Genomic DNA, 19,633 nt, shown 5'->3' on the forward strand with positions numbered 1-19,633 from the left:
GGAAACTTATCAATCAATTTACCATCACGGCTTGTGTATATGGGCTGGATGTATCATCATCTTACTATCTAAAAACAAAATCAAAATGCTTTATAAGATTAAGCTAAAGAATGCTGATGAGCATGTCTTATTGTCGGGTACGGCGTACGATTTCATCACCACAAACGAATACTACAAACAACTTAATTTATTAGAAAACCTTAGAATGCACGCTTCTGGCTATGTTTTTTTTCAAAAAAACTACCCTAAGCCAAATGGAGGATATCAAAATGTCACCATTTATTTACATAAGTTAGTTGCTGAAAAATTTGTTGATCAGCCAGAGTCAGCAAAAAGATTATTCGTTAGAATCAAGAACGGAAACGCACTAGATTGCCGTGAAAAAAACTTAGAATGGGCAACTATGGCAGAACTTAGAAGGAACCAAAAGCACCACCATAACAAAACAGGTTACAGAGGTGTGGTGAAAGTTAGTAAAAAGACTTTCCGTGCAGTTTTATATTCTAAAGGACAACGTTATGATTTAGGATTATTCCCTACGGCTGAAGCAGCTGCGGAAGCATATAACAATAAGTCTCAAGAGCTTTTCGGAAGAACAAAAAGTTTAAATAAAGTAGACGAGGAATCTGAGAAACAAACTACTCCTACAAAATAAACGAGGAGATACGAGCAATAGATTAACTTGTTATCAAGTAATTAGGTAGGTAAAAACATTTTTATCTACCTTTTTTTAGTTCTATAGGTGATATTTTATTTCTATGGATATTAACCTCACGAAGATCGAATATCATTATCAAATACTTTTTGATTGAAAAAATAAAATTTCATCTAATTTTTTGGCAGTAATTGATAAAAAATTATTGTAAATACATCAAATTCAAATATTTATCCGTATATATAATGAATAAACGATCATTCATGTTTAAATTTGCTATTAGAAAATAACCTGTAAAGAGAATTACCATGGCACAACAAAGAAAAAAGAGTACTAGTACGAGTTCTGCTGGTACAAGTTCTACTACACCGAGAACGAGAAAGCCCGCTCAAAAGAAACCTACTTCGAGAGCTAGAAAAACTCAAACAAAAACAGAAGGTACTCAAACAAGTATTCCTAACGTAGATCAAGTCGCTAAAAGCGTTAAAGAAACGACAAAGTCAGTTCAAAAAACAGTTTCTACAACTGTAAAAGACACCACTAAAAAAATAAACACAATCGCTAAAGAAGTTCAAAAAGAAACGACTGAGGCTGTTAAGAAGGTGAATGAAAATGTTGACAAAGCTGCAGAGACAGTAAAATCAACAGCTAAGGAATTGGAACAAAAAGCGCAAGAAACCGCTAACAAAGGCTCAGAAAAGTTTGCCGAAACACTAGAAAATACTTCTAATTATTCTCATTCTTTAGTAAAAGATGCTAATTCATTTTCTAAAGAATCACTAGATACAGTGAATAGTAAAACGGTGCAATTCATTAATAAAAGCGAGGAAGTTTCTGGCCGATTAATGGAAGAAGCAAAAAGCTTATCTGATGCAGCTTTAGAAAGCGCAGAAGAAAATAGCAACAAGCTTATTGAAATGACGAAAGGTGCTGTTGAAAAATCTTTGGAATTTACCAACGACTTCATCAGTAACGCTATTGAGAAAAGTAAATTGTTTACTTCAGAGGCTTATACTAAATCTAACGAATCGGTAGATCATTATTCTGAACAAGCAGATGGTATTATCGACGACTCTTATCGTTTTGTAAAAGAATCATCTGAAAAGATTTTTGATACTACTAAAAAAGTAATTGAAAGTCCAGTGGATACCGTTTCTGAAATGATTAAGGAAACGAAAGAAGCAACAGTGGAAGTAATCGATGAAGCAACAGACAAAGTGGTTCGTTTATCACCTGTTGAATTACCTAAAAAAAACGAAGTGATTTCTTTTGTTAAAGGAGGAGCTGCATTCGCCATTTATCCCGTAATCAAACTTTTGAGATCTTAATTTCAATTTGATATAAAGACAAGAGGCATTATCCATTGAATAAGATAATGCCTCTTTTTTATTGTATGTGCTATTTTTTTAGAACTTCGTTCCTAGTAAAAACGCATCTATAGCCATTCTCTTCTTCCCTTGCATTTGCCATTCTTTTACTTCTATAAAACCATCTTTGGTCTTAATGTAGAAGTACTTTTTATTATCAGTAGCAAATCCATCTTCGTTTGCTTCAATGGATTCATCATAGACTTTTCCCACTTTAAATAACTTATACGTTTTCCCTTGTATCTCTGTCCAAGCTGCTGGATAAGGAGATAAACCACGAATAAAGTTATATACAGTTTCTGTATCTTGAGAGAAATCTACTTTACAAGTTTCCTTAAATATTTTAGGTGCGTGCTTTGGTTCTCCCTTAATTACCTGAGGAGTTGTAGTATAATCGCCAGCTTCAATTTTTTGAACCGTTTTAAGCACTAAATCACCACCAATGTTCATCAAACGGTAGTAAACGTCTCCTACGGTATCTTCTTCATGAATAGGTTCTTCTTGTTGGAACAAAACATCACCTGTATCAATCTCATGTTTTAAGAAGAAAGTAGTGACACCAGTTACTTTTTCACCATTAATAATCGCCCAGTTGATAGGTGCAGCACCTCTATAATCAGGTAATAATGAACCATGCAAATTAAACGTACCAATCTTAGGCATACTCCAAACAGATTCTGGTAACATTCTAAATGCTACTACAACCTGAAGATCCACCTCTAAATTTCTTAATTCAGTCTGAAACTCTTCCGCCTTTAAATTGGTAGGCTGCATAATATGTAAACCCGCTTCCTCTGCATAAGCTTTTACTGGAGAAGATTGTAGTTTTCTACCTCTTCCTGCAGGTTTATCGGGTGCAGTAATTACTCCTACTACATTGTAACCGTTTTCTACTAGTATTTTTAATGATGGTACAGCAAAATCTGGAGTACCCATAAATACTATTCTAAGATCTTTAGCCATTATATATTTATTTTTTTGGTGGATAGGTCTTCAATAAATTTTCAAAAAACTTGAGCGATTTACACACCCATGCTCCTTCTATTAATTTTTTCTCATCTTCACTCAAGGTCCAATCAATATCAGGTGATTTGCGTATTTTAATACTCAACTGATTTAAAACCAAAGCTGCTGAGACAGAAATATTAAAACTTTCTGCAAAACCATGCATTGGGATTTTCACTTTGTAATCGGCCATTTCTACCGCTTCATCTGTTAGACCCGCAAACTCATTTCCGAACATCAAAGCAAGTGGTTCATCTACTGGCAAATCATCCAAGGTCATATCCGTATGTGGAGATGTTGCTACTAATTTATAGCCTTTTGACTTAAGATGTTCAACAGAAGATTTAAGCGAAGAATATTTATGTAAATCTACCCACTTTGCAGCTCCTTTAGCCACACTTGTAGACAATTGAAATCTATCTTCAGCATCGATTACATGTAGCTGTTGAATACCAAAACAATCACATGTTCGCATTACTGCAGCTCCATTTTGTGGTTTATAAATTTCTTCCAACAAAACGGTCAGGTGATTTGTTCTCCCTTGCAGTACCTCTTGAATTTTTTCTAATCGTTCTTCGGTTGCAAAAGTTTTAAGGTAATCGATCAGTCCTTCCACTTCTGTATATTGTTTAAAATACTCGGTGTTATAGAACTTCACATAACTCTCGTCTACGTAAGGCATTCTGATGTGTGATATTTGTATATCAAAAAAACTGTTTCACAAGCAAATGTACTCATAAAACAGTTTTTCTGAGGATCTGTTTATCCTTATTAATAAGCAACAATTAATAATCCTGCTCAAACTGAGGTGGTGTCATATTTTTCAAATCACCATCAATAAATTGAATAATCGGGATATACTGATTGTCTTGAGACTCATAATAATTAAATGCTTCTTGCATATACCCTTTCATTAATTTCTCATTTTGTTTTAATGGATTCACAAAACCATTTCCATATTCCTTTAAGATATTACCGAAAGTAAACATGGTTTCAAAACCTTTAAATACAAAGTCAGAAGGCTGATTATTAAATTGCTCATGATATTTTTTTACAAACAATTTAGCATTATATGTATCGTCATTATACCAACCTGGGAACAAAATATTAATTCCGGCAGATTCCATTTGAGCATAACTCAACTGTTTAAATTTCAGCCACTCTTCTGGTACATAAACATCGGCTACAGTACCTAAAGAAAGCAACGCACTTACTGTACTTAATGCTGCCACTTCATTGGTTACTGAAATGAATACGTGAGCAGTTGAATCTCTTACATATTGAATCGAATCCAAATCGACAAACGCCAAAGGATCGAAAAGTTCTTGAGCAACATTAAAACCATCTACTGGATCGTATTCTTGGAAAACGGCAATTTTACCACCTTCTTTCTCATACGCTTCTTTAAATGATTTAGCCATTTCCTTTTCTTTCGTAGAATGACCAAAAATAACGTAAGCTTCTACCGTGTCTGCCTTTATTCTTATCGAATCTTCCTCTGGAAGTAATTCTAAATTAGCTAACTCGTCTTTTCTAAGTTTCGTACCTAAATACTTACCAATCGTTTTTGATGTTGTAGATGTAAGGAAAGAATTCGGGTACCCCTCAATAATCATATCATTTTTTGATATTGGATTGACCATTGGAATTCCAGACTCACTAGAAAACTTTTGTACGACAGGAATCATATCCGCATACAATGGTCCAATAATCAAATCAATATTTTTAAAATCTTCCTGATTCAATACTTCCCTTACATGTGCAGAATCTCTTTTGGTATCAAATGTTTGAATATTTAGGCGAATATCTCTTTTATCTAAATAGTCCTTTGCAATCAAAATACCTTGATAGATATTATAGACAAATTCATTTTTAACTCTTAAAGCAGTACCGTCTGTTGTTTCAATAAAGAAAGGAAGGACTACAGCGATATTGTAAACATCTTTATGTTGTGTTTTTCTAATGACATGCTTTTCGATAGAAATACCTAAATCAGTTGCCAATTGTTCTAATAATGCTTTGTCCACTTGATCTTCTGGTTGATCTTGAAGTTTTTCAAGCAAGGCTAATTTTAGAATTTCGTTATCGTTATATTTTTCTGATAATGGCTTTAGTTCGTCAATAGTTAAATCGCTCGCTTTTTGTGTAGTGAACGTCTTAATGTAATCTTGATACTTTTCTGATTTTACATTATTAAAAGAAACCAATGCTTGATCTAAATTTCCAGATTTCACCAAAGCACAACCTTTCAAATAGTTTACTTCTTCTTTGTTCTCCCAATTTGGGTAAGAGGTTTCTATTTTCTCTAAGTTTTTGACTGTTTCTGTATAATTTTTTTCTTCATAGTTGGCATGAGCCATTAACATCAAAGCATATGGCTGCAATGAAGCATTTTTCATGGTCATCATCTTCTCCAAGATTGTTTTTCCTGGCTGATAATTCCCTTGATCTATTAACTTCTTTGCATAAGCGTAATGTTCGGCTTCAGTTTTTCCAGGTCCATCTTGAGACCATGCTTGAAATGAAAAAATTAGACAAAAAAGAACTGTATAAAGTCGCTTCATAGTTGATGACAAAAATGTCATTTTTTTAACCGTTGAAAAAAGTACAAATTATTGATATTTAGACATGTCGTCTTTTATCAAAAAGTACAAACCAAATATAAGCATTACCAATTAATCGTAATATTCTTAGTATTTAGATTTACAAAGTGCAATTTACAGAATTCGGGATGGATTAATAAAAAAAGCCAACTTGAATAATCAAGTTGGCTAAAATTTTATTAAAATTTTCTAGAACTAAACAATTTCGATCGTTTTCTTGGCTGCTTTTTCACTTTTTGGAAGTGAAATCGTTAAAACACCTTGATCAAAATTCGCTTGAATCACTTCTACATCTACAGTATTTGGAAGATCAAAAACTCTTTCGAAATCTTTTCTTACAAACTCTCTTTTAAGATATTTTACTTCCTTATCCTCTTGGTGTTTGTAAGCAACTTTCAATTTATTATCGTCTACAGATAAAGCTACTTCCTCTTTCTTAATACCCGGAACAAAGATTTCTAGGGTATATCCTTCTTCCGTTTTTAAAATATTTACGGGTACCTGATTGTTAGGAACACTAACATTATCAAGAACATTAGCTACATCGTTAAACAATGATGAAAATAATGATGTTGGGTGGTTATTTACTGTATATCTCATGACTTTTATTATTTTATTTCGATATTAATAGGTTTTTTTTCTTCTGATTTTGGTAAACTGATTGATAAAATACCTTCATTAAATGAAGCACTAAATCTTTCATAATTTACATCTTTTGGTAGTTTATATTTCTTTTCAAAATCAACTACTTGATATGCATTTGAAATATATTTCACTTCCTCTTTAGTATCTTTATCTTTAGATGAAGTGTATTTCACCGATAGTATTTTATCCTCTATATCAATTGAAAAGTTTTCTTTTTGATACTTTGGCACAATGAACTCCACTATATATTCCTTATCATTTTCTATGATGTTTACTGGAATATTTCTTTGTAAATCATGATTCAATACTTGATTCATATTATTTATAAATCTTCTTTTACTTCTTGGAGTATAACAAACATTATTGATGCTCATTTCTATAAATATTTTTAGTGTATTTTAAATTCAAATTCAATTCGAATTAGACAATGAGTGTACCAATTGAAAACAGATGTCATTTTGTCTTATTTTAATCAAAAACAATAATAATGAAATGTCATTTTGTCTTAATCAGTGCAAATACACTTAATAATATGTCTGCTTTTTGATTTTCTCCTCGATCTAAACTCGATTATTTATCGATTTTATTTTTTCATCATTTAATTAATATCAATTTCTTATTTTGGTTAAACACAAACAATATTGTAAATTGGCTGTTTATCTAACCGGGTTATCACAAAAGTGAAAGCCCATAATTAAAGTAGTTTAATTGTTTAGGGATTGACTACTTTAAAATTGAATAAAATCAATCTACTCTAAAAATATCGCTATGAGCAATCTTATGGGAGAAGAGGTGGAAAAAAGAAGACGCCTCACTAAAATAATTGCACAAACTTCTAGACTAGGAAACTACACATTAGGAAGAGCATTCGAGAAAGAAAGCTTACCTATTTCAAGAGAACAATGGGACGTACTCGTAATGCTTTGGGAAAAAGATGGGAGAGCTCAGCAAGAATTCGCCAACTTCTTATTGAAAAATAGAGCTAGTATTACCAGTCTTATTGACAATATGGAAAAAAACAATCTAGTGACTAGAGTACCTAATCCTACAGACAAAAGATCTAAATTAGTTTACTTAACTAGAAGAGCTAGAGACCTTAAAGATCAGGTATTGGGAATTGCTGAAAAAGCGATTTTAGAAATCACTTCTGGTATTGAGATGGACGATATTAATCAAGCGGTAGTTACCCTTGAAAAATGTTTAGAAAACATCGGTAGGTATCATAAAATCATCACAGAAGAATAACATCAAAATTTTAAATTGATGAGCAAACCACTTTCTACTTATTCTAGACTCTACTCTTTAAGCATTTTATTTCTTTTGGCGTTAAGCTTAACTTCTAATAAGCTTAACGCTCAAAATTCTGTTCAAAATGAAATAAAAAATATTCTTACCACACTTAAAGAAGAACCTCAATTCACCGTTTTTTCTGATAGTTTAATGCCATTAATGTATAATAGGCTAGACTATCAGGAAATATGGAGTGATACTAGCAATATCAATGACCTATTGTATTGCATTCAAGAAGCCTATCATGATGGGTTAAATCCAGAACACTATCATTTAGAGATTATTAATAAACTGCTTGAAACTCATCCAAGATCACCAAAAGAGCAAGCACAACTGGATATTTTACTTACAGATGCCGGTATATTATTATCTTCTCACTTAATTTGGGGGAAAGTTCAACCTGAATCTATTTCCACAACTTGGAATTACGACTCCAAAGAATTTGATGGTGACCGAGTGGAGTTGTTCCTAGAACCAATACAAGGCAACTTAATTAAAGAAGCTGTTGAGCAACTAAAGCCTAAAAATGAATTGTACGTTGGGTTAAAAAAATCATTATTTGAGTTTCGAAAAATTAAAGAAAACGGGGGGTGGCATAAACTTCCTAAAATGGAGAATTTAGAAATTGGAGATGAAAATGATGAAATCCCTTTTTTAAGAAAACGTTTAGCAACAACAAGTACACTTTTTAGATATGACACCACCGTTCTAAAAATAGACACTCTTCTAAGAACACAAACAGAAGGTGTAACTGTAGTCAATTCTCCATCCATAAATCCAGAGATTGATACGATCCGATCAGTTATTCCATATTCTCCCATCCCTTACTATGATTCTTCTTGGGTAAAGGTGTCTTATTTAGATACACTTTCCAGAGTATTTGATGAAAACTTAAAGAATTCTGTCATCAAGTTTCAAAAAATGTATGGATTGGTGCAAGACGGTCAGGTGGGTAAAGCTACTCAAAAAGCATTGAACATCTCTATTGATGACCGTATCAATACATTGAGGATCAACTTAGAAAGAACGCGTTGGATTAATCATGAAGAGAAGGATAATTTTATCTTTGTCAACATCCCTAGTTTTGAACTATACCTACATAAAAATAACTCTTGGTATTATCAAACAAAGGTGATTATTGGCAAGCCTTATCATCAAACACCTGTTTTTAAAGCTAAATTAAGCTATATAGACATCAACCCAACTTGGACAGTTCCTTACAGTATTGCCTCTAAAGAAATGCTTCCTAAATTAAAAAAGGATGCCAATTACCTTTCTAGGAATAACATGAAATTGTATGATCGTTCTAATAAGATCGTTGACGCAACAACAGTTGATTGGAAGTCCATAAAGACAAACAACTTTCCATATACAATTGTCCAAGGTTCTGGTCCAGGAAATGCTTTGGGACACGTCAAGTTTATATTCCCAAATAAATATTCTATTTATTTACACGATACGCCATCAAGATATCTGTTTAGTAGAAATACTAGAGCATTTAGTCATGGCTGTATTCGAGTATATCAACCTGTAAAATTAGCTTCGATTCTTTTAGAAGACGAGAAGTACACGGAGAAAAAGATCAATGAAATCATAAAAGAAGGCGAACTCAAAAGGGTCATTATTATGCATAGGCCTACCGTTTATCTTATGTATTTCACGGCTATATTAGGTCCTGAGGAGTCTATTCATTTTTATGAGGATGTTTACTCAAGAGACAAAAGAGTTTTAAAACAGCTAGACAAAAAACCGTATTAAATGATAAAAGAAATCATTATTTCAGATTCAAAAGACATTTCTGAAGGTCAAATTATTGAACTTTATAAAGCCAATAAATGGAGTGCAGCAGAAAAGCCAGAGCAATTACATAATGCACTTAGAAATTCTCATTCTTTGATATCTGCTTGGGAAGATGATCAATTGGTAGGAATTGGCAATGCAATATCAGATGGATACTTGGTGGTGTATTTCCCACATCTTCTTGTTCATCCGGATCATCAAGGAAAAGGGATTGGAAAAAAAATTGTTGATAAGTTACTTCAGATTTACAAAGGGTTTCATATGCAAATGCTTACAGCAGATAAAGAAGCTGAGGCATTTTATCAGAAAGTCGGATTTCAAAAAGCAGGTGAAACGATTCCTATGTGGATCTATGAAGGTAATGAGCATTAAAAAAGAGGTATTCTGATGAAGAATACCTCTTTTTTAATATACTAGGTAAATTAATTAACCTAGATCATAAATATTTTCGACCTTATCAAATACTTTTTTGAAATCTACTTTAAGGTCAATAATAGTTCCGGTTTTAATATCAAATACCCAACCATGAACCTCAATTTCACCACGTTTCATTGCAGCTTGAACTTCAGGAGTTTTCATGGTATTAATAGCATTTTCAACTACGTTTAATTCTACTAAACGGTCGTATCTTTTATCCTCATCTGTAATAGCATCTAACTCTTCTGCATTCAGACGATACACATCTCTTATGTTTCTTAACCAAGGATTTAAAGTTCCTAAATCAGCTGCAGTCATTGCCGCTTTTACACCTCCACAACTATAGTGACCACACACTACAATGTGTTTTACTTTTAGATGGTCGACTGCATAATTAATTACGGATAATGCAGATAAGTCTAAATTGGATACCGTATTTGCAATATTTCTTAAAACAAATACTTCACCTGGGTTAGCCCCCATCATACTTTCTGCAGTTACTCTACTATCTGAGCATCCTATGTAAAGAATTTCTGGGCTTTGACCTTTCGCCAAGTTTTCAAAATACTTATCATCGACATTTAAATGGGACTTCACCCATTCTTTGTTATTTTCAAAGACTTTGTTGATTTTCATGAGTTTCGCTAATTCTAATTTAATGGTTTGAGTTAAAAAGGCTCTTAATTAAGACTCCAATCAGATAACTTTACGATGGAATCGAGAGTAAAGTTAATGAATAATGAATTACTTTATTTTCTACTACCGAAGAAGAAAGTTAAGAACATAGCAGAATAGAAGTTTCTATTATCATCTGTTGCCATAATTTTCACTTTTTTAGCATAGACATCTCCAATAATACCGGCTTCAATACCAGTAATACTCCTTTTGCTCATTCCAAATTCGAAAGATAGAGAGGCTTTAAACGCTAAACCTGGGGTAACACTCGCTTTAGATAAAGCTTCACCAAAAGAAGCTGTTCCTAAAATAGAGGTAAAATTGGTTAAGTAATCATCTTGATCAAATTGAGCCGATTGAGTGGTTCCATCCTTGTTGTATTTCACTAAGTAAGGAACAATCACACCAATTGAAGGACCTGCAGAACCAATAACATTTACCTGTACACCTTGTTTTCTAGCTTTTTTAAATAGAATCCACTCCTTACCAAACATTGGTCGAATAGCATATAATCTATTCATTTTACCATATACCACTCCATCTCCTGTTGGTGATGCAGCTCTTTTTTGTTCCTTAGGATGTCGGATACTAAGTATTTCTAAATTGAAAGAGTGGTACTTCCCTTCTCTTTCGATTTTTCCAACGGTACCAGTGGAGACCTTTGTTTTTCCACTACCTTGACCAAGGGATTGTTCAATTTTATGTCGATAAAAGTAATTACGGGCATGACGAATAGAAACACCTCCAATGAAACCACCGTAAGTGTTCATCATTACACCAAATGCCCATTCTTTTTCATAATACTCATCTTCTTCTTCCACAGGGAATTGAGCATAACTATTGAATGGCAATGCGAATAGAAACAAGAGTATTATTTTGTAGAATTTCTTTTTCAAGTGAGTTTTGTTTAACGTATTATCAGATGATTTAGGGTCTTTAGAAGAACTTGAAATTAAATTAAATGAGTATCAAATTCGAGCTATACAGTAATTTACATTCTATAATTGATTACTACAAGTCACCTTTTCATATAATTGATAAAAAATTCAAGTCTTTCTCTTATTTTTGTCGAACTTCTTCCATAAGATAAATTGATTTACAGTTAGATTTTTGAAAACTCTAGCTATATTTATCATTTACTAAAAGTGCATTAAAAATCAAACCGTTAAGTGGCTTATAAATGATAAACTTTAATTCATCGGAGATTGAGAAAATCTGATTTTGTTGAAAAACTTTCACTCAAACAAAATCAATTACAGGTATATTCTACATCGTAGAGTAACGATTACTATTTTTTTCAAAAATCAAAAGCGTAATCAAGATTTAATTAATCATTATCGCTTATACAGAATAATAAATTAGAATCATGAAAATATCTATCATTGTTGCTAAGGCAGCAAATAATGTGATAGGGAAAGACAATCAACTTATTTGGCATATACCCGCAGACCTTAAATATTTTAAAAAAGTTACTTCAGGACATTGTGTGATTATGGGTAGAAAAACCCATGAGTCTATCGGGAAATGCTTACCCAACAGGTTAAATATTGTCATCTCAAGAAATAAAGAATATCAGCCTTATGAAGGTGGAGTTTTATCTTCCGGGTTGGAAGAAGCGATTGAATACGCTCGCCAAAAAGGAGAAAACGAAGTCTTTATTATTGGTGGTGGTGTGCTTTATCAAGAAGCTATTAAATTGGCTGATAAACTGTACATTACAGAAATTCACGATCAATTTACAGGAGATACATTCTTTCCTGAAATTTCTTGCGAAGAATACACAGAAATATCTAGATTTGAATACCCAAAAGGAGAAAAATCTCCATATGCCTACTCATTTGTCAATTATATCAGAAATTAAATAATGAAATACACGGTCATCAAAGTTAAATGTGAGGAAGAATTGAGCGAGGTTCTTCAAGCGATTCTAGGAAATGTTGGTTTCGATGCTTTCTTAGAAAATGAAAATGGTTTTGAAGCTTCAATAGAAAGTACATTATACCAAGAGGAAGAAGTAAATGAGGCGTTGAGTTTTTTTGATGATCAATTGACTTACAGCATTGAGGAACAAGAAAAACAAAACTGGAACAAGCTATGGGAAAGCCATTACAATCCAGTAGAAATTTCTGAAGATTTACAAATACGTGCTTCTTTCCATGAGAAAGATCCAAAGTACAAGTACGAAATCATTATCACTCCAAAAATGTCTTTTGGAACGGGGCATCATGCAACAACTACATTGATGCTTAGAAACCAACTTTCTATTGATCATAGTGGTAAAAATGTAGCCGATTTAGGTTGTGGTACCGGCATACTTGCTGTAATGGCTAAAATCCTAGGAGCCAAACAAGTAGATGCTTGTGACATTGAAGATTGGTCATGTGAAAATGCCCTCGAAAATGCTAAACTAAACAATGTTGATATTCGCGTTACAGTAGGTACTGTTAGTGAGATGGAAAAGCTGGATAAATATGAAATTGTCCTTGCGAACATCAATAGAAATGTCTTGTTAGAAGAGATGTCTACATACCAAAGTCTTATTACAGATGGTGGACATTTATTACTTAGTGGTTTCTATTCAGAAGACCTACCAATAATTAAAGAAAGAGCAGCAGAATTTGGTTTAACCTATGCTTCTCATCTAGAAAAAGATAATTGGATTAGCGCTGTCTTTAAAAATTAAAGGACGTAAGTGCAATTTGGATTATTTTTTGCAATTTAAAGGTACAATACTTTAGGCTGTAACTGAAGTCACTTCACTTACAGCCTATATTTTCTAACAGAAGCCTACTTTTGATTCAAAAAATGATATCAAAATTCAGATATATACTTTTTCTTTCTATTGTTTCTTTCGTCATGATTGCCGCTCAAGACACTTTTGGTCAAGGCAAAAAAAAGAAGGTAAAAGAAGACAAAAACCAACACTTTAGGTTATTCGCAGAATACGATAGCTTTTTAGTCGACCTCAATTTATACTTTGAGAAAGGCGTGAGATATGGTACCGATTCTTTGTACGACGATTTTGAGTCACATTGGCAAAACAATGTCATCGACGACACCCAAAAACAATGGATATATAAATCCACCAAAAGACTTCATAAAAATAGAATTGATTACAGAAGACAAGCAGCAGAGTACTACAAATGTATTATTGCATTTCTTGACTCTGGACAACGATTAAACCCTCAGTTCACCCGATTTTTAGAGATTGCCGATACGAGTTTATTGGCTTATTCTCCAAAGGTTACCCAAAACTTCTTCCGAAAATCTCATGTCTTCTTAAAAGACGGCTATTTAGAAAAATCAAAGTATACCAACATAAAAGTACAGGGAGGTAATTTCACTTTCGAACACAGACTTAGTGCTTCAGGTGCTATTGCTGAAGATATGTTGGTACAAGTGGAAGAAATACCTAAAGAGGAAACTCCTAAAGAAGATTGGTTTGGTTCCGATGAGGAAAATCAAGAAACTACCGAAGAAGAAACTTCTGATACAAATACTGAGCAAAGTGATGGAGAATATAGTTGGGACGATAACGATAGTAGTGATTCTGGTGAAGAGTACAGCTGGGATGACAACGACTCTTCTTCTGATTGGAGTTCCGACGATAGTAGTTGGGACAGTGGTGATAGCAGCTGGGATAGCGATGATGCATCCTCATCTGATTGGGAAGATTCTTGGGGTGGAGATGATAGCAATATCTCTGATTATGGAGAAGATACCAATAATGCAGATAGTTATGCCAACGGAACAGATTATGTAAGCGATTGTCCGGTGGATGTGATTGAAAATAGAGATTTTGATCCAGTTATAGAAGACCTTGCCGAAGAGGAAGGTCCTATGTTGAAAATTACTGAAGCAGATTTAATTATCACTACAAAGCATGATACCCTTTTACTTGAAAAAACAGTGGGTACGCTGCTCTTTCAATCAGATACTTTGATTTGTAGAGGTGGGCGTGTGTACTGGGAAAATGTAGGCTTCTCAAAAGATTCTGCTTGGACAGAATTACCTTATTTCTCTTTCGATACCCGTAATGCTCATATTGAAGCAGATCACGCAGAGATGTATTTCCCCTCTGTATTGGACACAATCGCTATTGGTGCTTTTACCTACAAAAGTGGACATTATAATCAATCTCCAGAAAAAGCTATTTATCCACAATTTATTAGTTATAACAACATCTATAAGTGGAATAATTTAAATGATCATATTGATTTTGAAGGTGGTTTTGCGTTAAAAGGAAGACATGTTGCCTCAAAGGCCATTTCAGGTTCATCAAGTCATTTAACTTATGCAAATGATACTTCAACAGTATTCACTATTGCATCAAGTAAAGCATGGCGTTTTTCTGATGACTATTCTAATATTCGTTCTAAATCAGGAGACCTAGTGGTTTATTATGCTAACGGAGATTCAATCACCCACCCTAGTGTAAACATGAGTCTATCATTAAATGATAGTCTAGAAAATGTATATTTCAGAAAAACTACAGATGTTTATCGCTTTAATCCATTTCAATTAAGTAATCAAAAAGTTGGTGTTCATGCTGATGCAATCACCATGAACCTTCAAGAAGACTCTTTGGAGTTCCGTATTACTGGAGGTGAAAAAGTAGTTCCTCTAATTGTAGAATCAGACGATTTCTTTCAAACTGGTTTCTTCAATAGAATACAAGGTTTTAAAAAGTTCCACCCTTTGGTTATGCTCGTGTCCTACTCTCGTAATCACAGAAAAGAGTGCTTTGGAATTTCTGAACTTTTAAATGGTACAGGTATTAATGAAGATCTTTTTAGAGAGAGTTTGCAAGCGATGTCTTTGGAAGGTTTGATCCAATACAATCCATATAGTGATATTGTTAAACTTACGGATAAGGCTTACCGCTACTATGATAGATACTATTTTGCTGCAAGTGAAAGAAGAAGATATCATTTAACATCAAGAATGAATTTCGATAATCTATCTATGGCTCAAGAAGAAATGCTATTGGATAGAGACTTTGATAATATCGCTATCGCAGGTTTATTTCCAGATAATCAGACGGCCAATGCAAGTTTATCAATGGACGATTCAACTGTCCTTGATGTAAAGAAAGTACCTTACTTCCCAATATCAGATTCTTTAAATGTTTATGCAGAACCCGATAGTAATGGAGTTCAAATCAATAGCAATAGAGAAATTATTTTTGGAGGTAAATTCGTTGCTGGGACTTATATTTTTAGAGGTAGAAAATTCATATTCAATTATGATAGCTTCTTAATCAAACTCTCGGAAGTCGATTCCATTAATTTTATTGTAGAAGATTCTGCTTCAGGTAAGAAAATAGAATCTCCTAACCCACTAGTGGAAACTGGTGGTACATTATTTATCAATAAATTATTTAATAAAAGCGGATTACTTGATATCTCAGGTTATCCTTCTTTTAACGCTAGATCTGACAGTAGCAAGGGTGGTAGAATTTTCTACGATAGACCTACTGTTTTAAATGGAGCCTATGATAGACGTATCGTTTTTGAATTAGATACTTTTACAGTAGATGCCTCTAAAATACACTCTGATGTTTCTTTTGATGGTGTTTTTAACTCTGGTGGTATCTTCCCTACTTTTAGAGATGAGGTCACCATGGATCAGCAATCGGGTATTTTCACTTTAGAAAGAGAAACTGATGCCGATCAGCCATGGTCGAACCCAAGAGGGTGGCCTGTTTACCTTAACCCTAAGTTCTTAAACTCAAAAGATTCAACAAAAGGAAAAGGAGATTTTGACGGTAAAATTACTTTAAACCACCGTGGTATTAGAGGTGCAGGAGAACTTCATTACTTAGGTAGTGAATTCAAATCTGATGATTTCATTTTCTATTCTGATTCCTTAACAACGACAGGTACTGCAGGTGTTATCGAATCGGAAGTTCACCCGAGAGTAACGATGAGTACCTACGACATGACTTGGTACGTAAATCGTGACAGTATGGCTTTCACAGGAACTCATGCAAGACCTTTTACTATTTATAATGATGATATTAAGTTTAGTGGTGAGCTAGCCTTAGTTCCAAGAGAAGTATTTGGTAAAGGTGAAATCGAAACAACTGATTCCTATAACCGTTCTGCCAATATTCACTTTAAAAAGGATATTTATATTAGTAGACACTCTAAGTTCTTAATCCATTCCGGTATAGATGGCGAACCTTCTATGTTAGGCAACGACGTTATGGTCTTAAGAAACATTGAAAAAAATATTGTCGATCTGCGAACGGAACAAAATTCCAATACCAAATCTGTTCTTACTTTCCCTTTTGTACAATTTGAAACATCAATTAATAAGGCGAAGTGGAATGTTGCAGATAAAAACATTGTGATGAACAGTGAGAACAACATGAAAGGTAAGTTTATTTCAACGAAGCCTGAACAAGACTCACTATTAATCAAAGGTGATTCTGCCTACTACGACTTGGTGGATAACAAACTTAACATCATCAATGTAGATTACATTGATATTAGTAATATTAGAGTGATTCTTGATTCTGCAAATCAGACGGTTCACATCAAACAAAATGCTGAGATTGAAAACCTAGAAAACGCTACCATGATTCTAGGTAAATATTCTGAGTTAGATGATAAACACAGAATTTTTAATGCCTCAGTAAAACTTTTATCAAGTAAAAAATTAGAAGGTTCTGGAGATTACTTGTACAGAAACAATTTGGGTGAAGAAAAAATCATCAAAATTGATCGAGTTGTTGAAAAAGAATACTACAGCAATACGGCTCAAGAAAATACATTAGAAGCAAGAGCCTATGGTAAGATTTCTGTAGACGACCCTCTAATGTTCTTAGGTGGCTTAGAATACTACGGTAAGATTGGATTAACTGAAAGTAAAAGCGCAGCAAGGTTCAAAGATGGTAATGTTAGACTTGCCATGGGGGGAGACGAAAACAAATGGTTTAGTTATGAATCTAGAAATGACGATATCAATGGTGAGGAAGATACTATTGCTCATGTCATCATAGACAATACCATAAAATCTTCTGACGAAAATCTTCCATTAATTACAGGTCTTTATTTCGATAATCTAAATTATGCTATCAATAACTCATTTATTGAAAGACCTGATGATTATAGAGCTGACAATATTAGAAAACTATTCGAAATCGAAGGACGTTTAACTTTCGATTCAAACGATGGTACTTCTCAAACGGGTGTTTATCATATCAAACCTGAGTATTACTACAAAGGAATGGAAGAGGATGAGGTTCTTGCTCCTTTCTTGGGTAATTTCATGTCGTATTCTCCAGAAGAAAAGAAAGTAGAGTTTAAAGGTAAATTCGAATTCATTGCCAAAGACGATAAGGCTAAAATAAATGTATTGAAAGCTGGAGTTGACGGAAGTGCTTATCATGGATTATCAGAAACTACATTAAACGCTTCTTTCGCGATTGGAGGAGTAAAACCTTCATCTAATGTTTCTGCGAATATGAAAAACTTCTTAGCATCAAATGCTGAGAATGCAACGAAAGTTATCCCAGAAGATTATGATATCGAAGGATTAGGAGAATTAAACCATCAGATTACTTCTCTATTTGATCCATCTCAAGTCAAAGGTTATTTACAAGGAAAGAGTATCACCAACCTTTTATCCAATTATATTGTCATACTTGATAATGAAATGGAATGGAGTAGTGATTATGCTTCCTTCTATTCAACAAGTGACAATATGAAAGTTCTTTCTGCATTTGGGGAATACATTAATACCAACATAAGTGGATTTATAGAAATCCCTAAAGAAGAGAACAGAGATGAGGGAGGAGAAGAAAGCGATGATGTAGTGAATATGTTCTTAGAAGGTCCTACAGGAACATGGTATTACATTCGTCTTCAAAACGAAGAAATGAGTATATTTAGCTCAAATAAAGAATTCAACACCTTTTTAGAAAAACAAAAGGGTGTAACTTTGTCTACCCCAGATCAAACATCGGCCTTCTTAGATAGATTCTATGCCAATTATAGAGATGGGCAAATGCCTCCATCTAGATATACTGATGAATTAGACAAACAAATGTCTCCTGAAATTCCTGAAGACGACTTCGGTAACGATTTTGGAGGTGTTGATGATGAAGGAGGAAATGATGATGAGGAAGAAGGAGGAAGTATGGATGAAATTCCTGTGGATGATGAGGAAGATGACGGGGACGACTTCTAAGCCTAATAAAGTATGATGTTAGTACATAAACGTATATTCTTTTTATGCTTCTTAATCTTGGGTATTACTTTAAATACTTTTGGACAAGATGAAGAAGAAAAAAAACCAAAGAAGAAACCTTTGGTCGTCGAGATGGATTCCGTAAGCGAAGATGCACCAACAATAGAACTAAACCCAGGTGCCCCCGACGAACAAGAGGTTGCTAAAAGAAAAAAGAAGAAAAAGAAGAAGGTATTTTGGGGCATTAAAACCAAAAGAGCCTATACAAGAACGAATTCAAAAGGAAATACCATTTTTGAACTTTTCTTTATACTTCCTGAATATGAAGAACCTAGTAAATACGCTCCTGTAAAGTATTTCTACAATCCTAAAGAGAAAAAAATTGAAAAGAAAACTGTTTCTAGACCTGAATACGGTTTTCCTTTACACGGTACCTATGTAAAAATTGTAGATAAAGATACGTTGACTACGGGGCAATTCTACAAAGGACTACTAACCGGTCGTTGGGTATGGTACGGTAAAGACAAAGAAATAAAAGATAAGAAGTTCTATTATATGGGATTTCCAAAAGAGTCAAAAATTCAATATTACGATTCAAAGCAAACAAAAGTCAAAGAAGTTATTCCTATTCAATTTGAAGAGAAAAATGGCATCTATCAATCCTTTTACGAAAGTGGAAGAAAAAAGGAAGTAGGTTCCTATAAATATGGAATGAAAATCGGTGATTGGACAGAATATTACGATGCTGTAGATAAAAGAGGAAGGCAACGAAAGAAGAAAATCACTAGGCATAGAAACAAAAACAGAGTGTATGATAAAAGCTACTCTGGTCCTGTAGTAAAATACGAATGGGATGAAAAAGGAAAGGTCTTAATTAAGAATAAATAGACTTTTCCAAGAAATGACCCGTATTTTTTGAGAATAATTATTTATAAATCATATATTCTCAACATGCTATACCCAAAAAAATACTACATTTG

At 33.6% G+C, this 19,633-nt stretch carries 16 protein-coding genes; 9 read left to right on the forward strand and 7 right to left on the reverse strand.

From position 1 onward, the window contains the following. The first annotated feature begins 85 nt into the window (after window positions 1–85). Both MY04_RS14535 and MY04_RS14540 read left to right on the forward strand, forming a co-directional pair. On the forward strand, window positions 86–655 hold the full coding sequence (locus tag MY04_RS14535; RefSeq protein ID WP_066210692.1) for a Pathogenesis-related transcriptional factor and ERF protein: 570 nt from the start codon (window positions 86–88) through the stop codon (window positions 653–655). 308 nt (window positions 656–963) lie between these two features. Continuing rightward, on the forward strand, window positions 964–1,983 hold the full coding sequence (locus tag MY04_RS14540) for a hypothetical protein (RefSeq protein ID WP_066210693.1): 1,020 nt from the start codon (window positions 964–966) through the stop codon (window positions 1,981–1,983). Between the two features lie 78 nt (window positions 1,984–2,061). On the opposite strand, the gene fmt is transcribed toward MY04_RS14540, so the two are convergent. The 5 genes from fmt to MY04_RS14565 form a co-directional block, all read right to left on the reverse strand. Next, on the reverse strand, window positions 2,062–2,985 hold the full coding sequence (gene fmt / locus MY04_RS14545) for a methionyl-tRNA formyltransferase (RefSeq protein WP_066210695.1): 924 nt from the start codon (window positions 2,983–2,985) through the stop codon (window positions 2,062–2,064). Window positions 2,986–2,992: 7 nt separating this feature from the next. Then, window positions 2,993–3,709, reverse strand: coding sequence for a TrmH family RNA methyltransferase (locus MY04_RS14550; RefSeq protein WP_084005896.1), 717 nt, complete (start codon window positions 3,707–3,709; stop codon window positions 2,993–2,995). A 103-nt stretch (window positions 3,710–3,812) separates the two neighbouring features. Then, entirely contained in the window at window positions 3,813–5,591 is a 1,779-nt protein-coding gene (bamD, locus tag MY04_RS14555) for an outer membrane protein assembly factor BamD (protein ID WP_066210696.1), read from the reverse strand. Window positions 5,592–5,825: 234 nt separating this feature from the next. Continuing rightward, a complete protein-coding gene (locus MY04_RS14560) occupies window positions 5,826–6,230 on the reverse strand; it encodes an Hsp20/alpha crystallin family protein (RefSeq protein WP_066210698.1) in 405 nt (134 codons plus the stop codon). 8 nt (window positions 6,231–6,238) lie between these two features. Continuing rightward, window positions 6,239–6,649: an Hsp20/alpha crystallin family protein gene (locus MY04_RS14565; RefSeq protein ID WP_066210700.1), complete on the reverse strand. Its 411-nt coding sequence runs from the start codon at window positions 6,647–6,649 to the stop codon at window positions 6,239–6,241. A gap of 394 nt (window positions 6,650–7,043) precedes the next feature. On the opposite strand from MY04_RS14565, the gene MY04_RS14570 reads away from it, so the two are divergent. From MY04_RS14570 to MY04_RS14580, 3 genes are read left to right on the forward strand one after another with little or no spacing between them, the layout of a single operon-like run. Beyond that, a complete protein-coding gene (locus MY04_RS14570) occupies window positions 7,044–7,520 on the forward strand; it encodes a MarR family winged helix-turn-helix transcriptional regulator (RefSeq protein ID WP_084005897.1) in 477 nt (158 codons plus the stop codon). A gap of 18 nt (window positions 7,521–7,538) precedes the next feature. Beyond that, complete coding sequence (locus MY04_RS14575) at window positions 7,539–9,323, forward strand: L,D-transpeptidase family protein (protein ID WP_066210705.1); 1,785 nt, start codon at window positions 7,539–7,541, stop codon at window positions 9,321–9,323. Then, the gene (locus MY04_RS14580; protein ID WP_066210706.1) at window positions 9,324–9,737 is read left to right on the forward strand and encodes a GNAT family N-acetyltransferase; all 414 of its coding nucleotides are present in this window, start codon (window positions 9,324–9,326) and stop codon (window positions 9,735–9,737) included. A 54-nt stretch (window positions 9,738–9,791) separates the two neighbouring features. On the opposite strand, the gene MY04_RS14585 is transcribed toward MY04_RS14580, so the two are convergent. Then, entirely contained in the window at window positions 9,792–10,418 is a 627-nt protein-coding gene (locus MY04_RS14585; RefSeq protein WP_066210708.1) for a carbonic anhydrase, read from the reverse strand. Window positions 10,419–10,531: 113 nt separating this feature from the next. Beyond that, window positions 10,532–11,353 (reverse strand): hypothetical protein, encoded by an 822-nt coding sequence (locus MY04_RS14590; RefSeq protein ID WP_158297712.1) that lies wholly within the window; start codon window positions 11,351–11,353, stop codon window positions 10,532–10,534. Window positions 11,354–11,823: 470 nt separating this feature from the next. Here MY04_RS14590 and MY04_RS14595 point away from each other — a divergent pair, with 470 nt between their 5' ends. The 4 genes from MY04_RS14595 to MY04_RS14610 all read left to right on the forward strand — a co-directional run bounded on the left by MY04_RS14595 (window position 11,824) and on the right by MY04_RS14610 (window position 19,541). After that, a complete protein-coding gene (locus MY04_RS14595; RefSeq protein WP_066210711.1) occupies window positions 11,824–12,318 on the forward strand; it encodes a dihydrofolate reductase in 495 nt (164 codons plus the stop codon). Window positions 12,319–12,321: 3 nt separating this feature from the next. After that, window positions 12,322–13,140 carry a 50S ribosomal protein L11 methyltransferase gene (gene prmA / locus MY04_RS14600; RefSeq protein WP_066210713.1) on the forward strand — a complete coding sequence of 273 codons (819 nt, stop codon included), beginning with the start codon at window positions 12,322–12,324 and terminating at the stop codon, window positions 13,138–13,140. A gap of 122 nt (window positions 13,141–13,262) precedes the next feature. After that, the gene (locus MY04_RS14605; RefSeq protein ID WP_066210715.1) at window positions 13,263–18,653 is read left to right on the forward strand and encodes a hypothetical protein; all 5,391 of its coding nucleotides are present in this window, start codon (window positions 13,263–13,265) and stop codon (window positions 18,651–18,653) included. Window positions 18,654–18,665: 12 nt separating this feature from the next. Further along, window positions 18,666–19,541, forward strand: coding sequence for a toxin-antitoxin system YwqK family antitoxin (locus tag MY04_RS14610; RefSeq protein ID WP_066210716.1), 876 nt, complete (start codon window positions 18,666–18,668; stop codon window positions 19,539–19,541). The last annotated feature ends 92 nt before the right edge of the window (window positions 19,542–19,633 follow it).

Origin of the sequence: Flammeovirga sp. MY04 (assembly GCF_001682195.2) — a bacterium.
In the GTDB taxonomy this organism is placed as follows: domain Bacteria; phylum Bacteroidota; class Bacteroidia; order Cytophagales; family Flammeovirgaceae; genus Flammeovirga; species Flammeovirga yaeyamensis.

Coding starts and splice junctions, on each gene's coding strand:
- MY04_RS14535 (WP_066210692.1), top strand. CDS start 86: ATGCTTTATAAGATTAAGCTAAAGAATGCTGATGAGCATGTCTTATTG.
- MY04_RS14540 (WP_066210693.1), top strand. CDS start 964: ATGGCACAACAAAGAAAAAAGAGTACTAGTACGAGTTCTGCTGGTACA.
- fmt (WP_066210695.1), bottom strand. CDS start 2,985: ATGGCTAAAGATCTTAGAATAGTATTTATGGGTACTCCAGATTTTGCT.
- MY04_RS14550 (WP_084005896.1), bottom strand. CDS start 3,709: ATGCCTTACGTAGACGAGAGTTATGTGAAGTTCTATAACACCGAGTAT.
- bamD (WP_066210696.1), bottom strand. CDS start 5,591: ATGAAGCGACTTTATACAGTTCTTTTTTGTCTAATTTTTTCATTTCAA.
- MY04_RS14560 (WP_066210698.1), bottom strand. CDS start 6,230: ATGAGATATACAGTAAATAACCACCCAACATCATTATTTTCATCATTG.
- MY04_RS14565 (WP_066210700.1), bottom strand. CDS start 6,649: ATGAGCATCAATAATGTTTGTTATACTCCAAGAAGTAAAAGAAGATTT.
- MY04_RS14570 (WP_084005897.1), top strand. CDS start 7,044: ATGAGCAATCTTATGGGAGAAGAGGTGGAAAAAAGAAGACGCCTCACT.
- MY04_RS14575 (WP_066210705.1), top strand. CDS start 7,539: ATGAGCAAACCACTTTCTACTTATTCTAGACTCTACTCTTTAAGCATT.
- MY04_RS14580 (WP_066210706.1), top strand. CDS start 9,324: ATGATAAAAGAAATCATTATTTCAGATTCAAAAGACATTTCTGAAGGT.
- MY04_RS14585 (WP_066210708.1), bottom strand. CDS start 10,418: ATGAAAATCAACAAAGTCTTTGAAAATAACAAAGAATGGGTGAAGTCC.
- MY04_RS14595 (WP_066210711.1), top strand. CDS start 11,824: ATGAAAATATCTATCATTGTTGCTAAGGCAGCAAATAATGTGATAGGG.
- prmA (WP_066210713.1), top strand. CDS start 12,322: ATGAAATACACGGTCATCAAAGTTAAATGTGAGGAAGAATTGAGCGAG.
- MY04_RS14605 (WP_066210715.1), top strand. CDS start 13,263: ATGATATCAAAATTCAGATATATACTTTTTCTTTCTATTGTTTCTTTC.
- MY04_RS14610 (WP_066210716.1), top strand. CDS start 18,666: ATGATGTTAGTACATAAACGTATATTCTTTTTATGCTTCTTAATCTTG.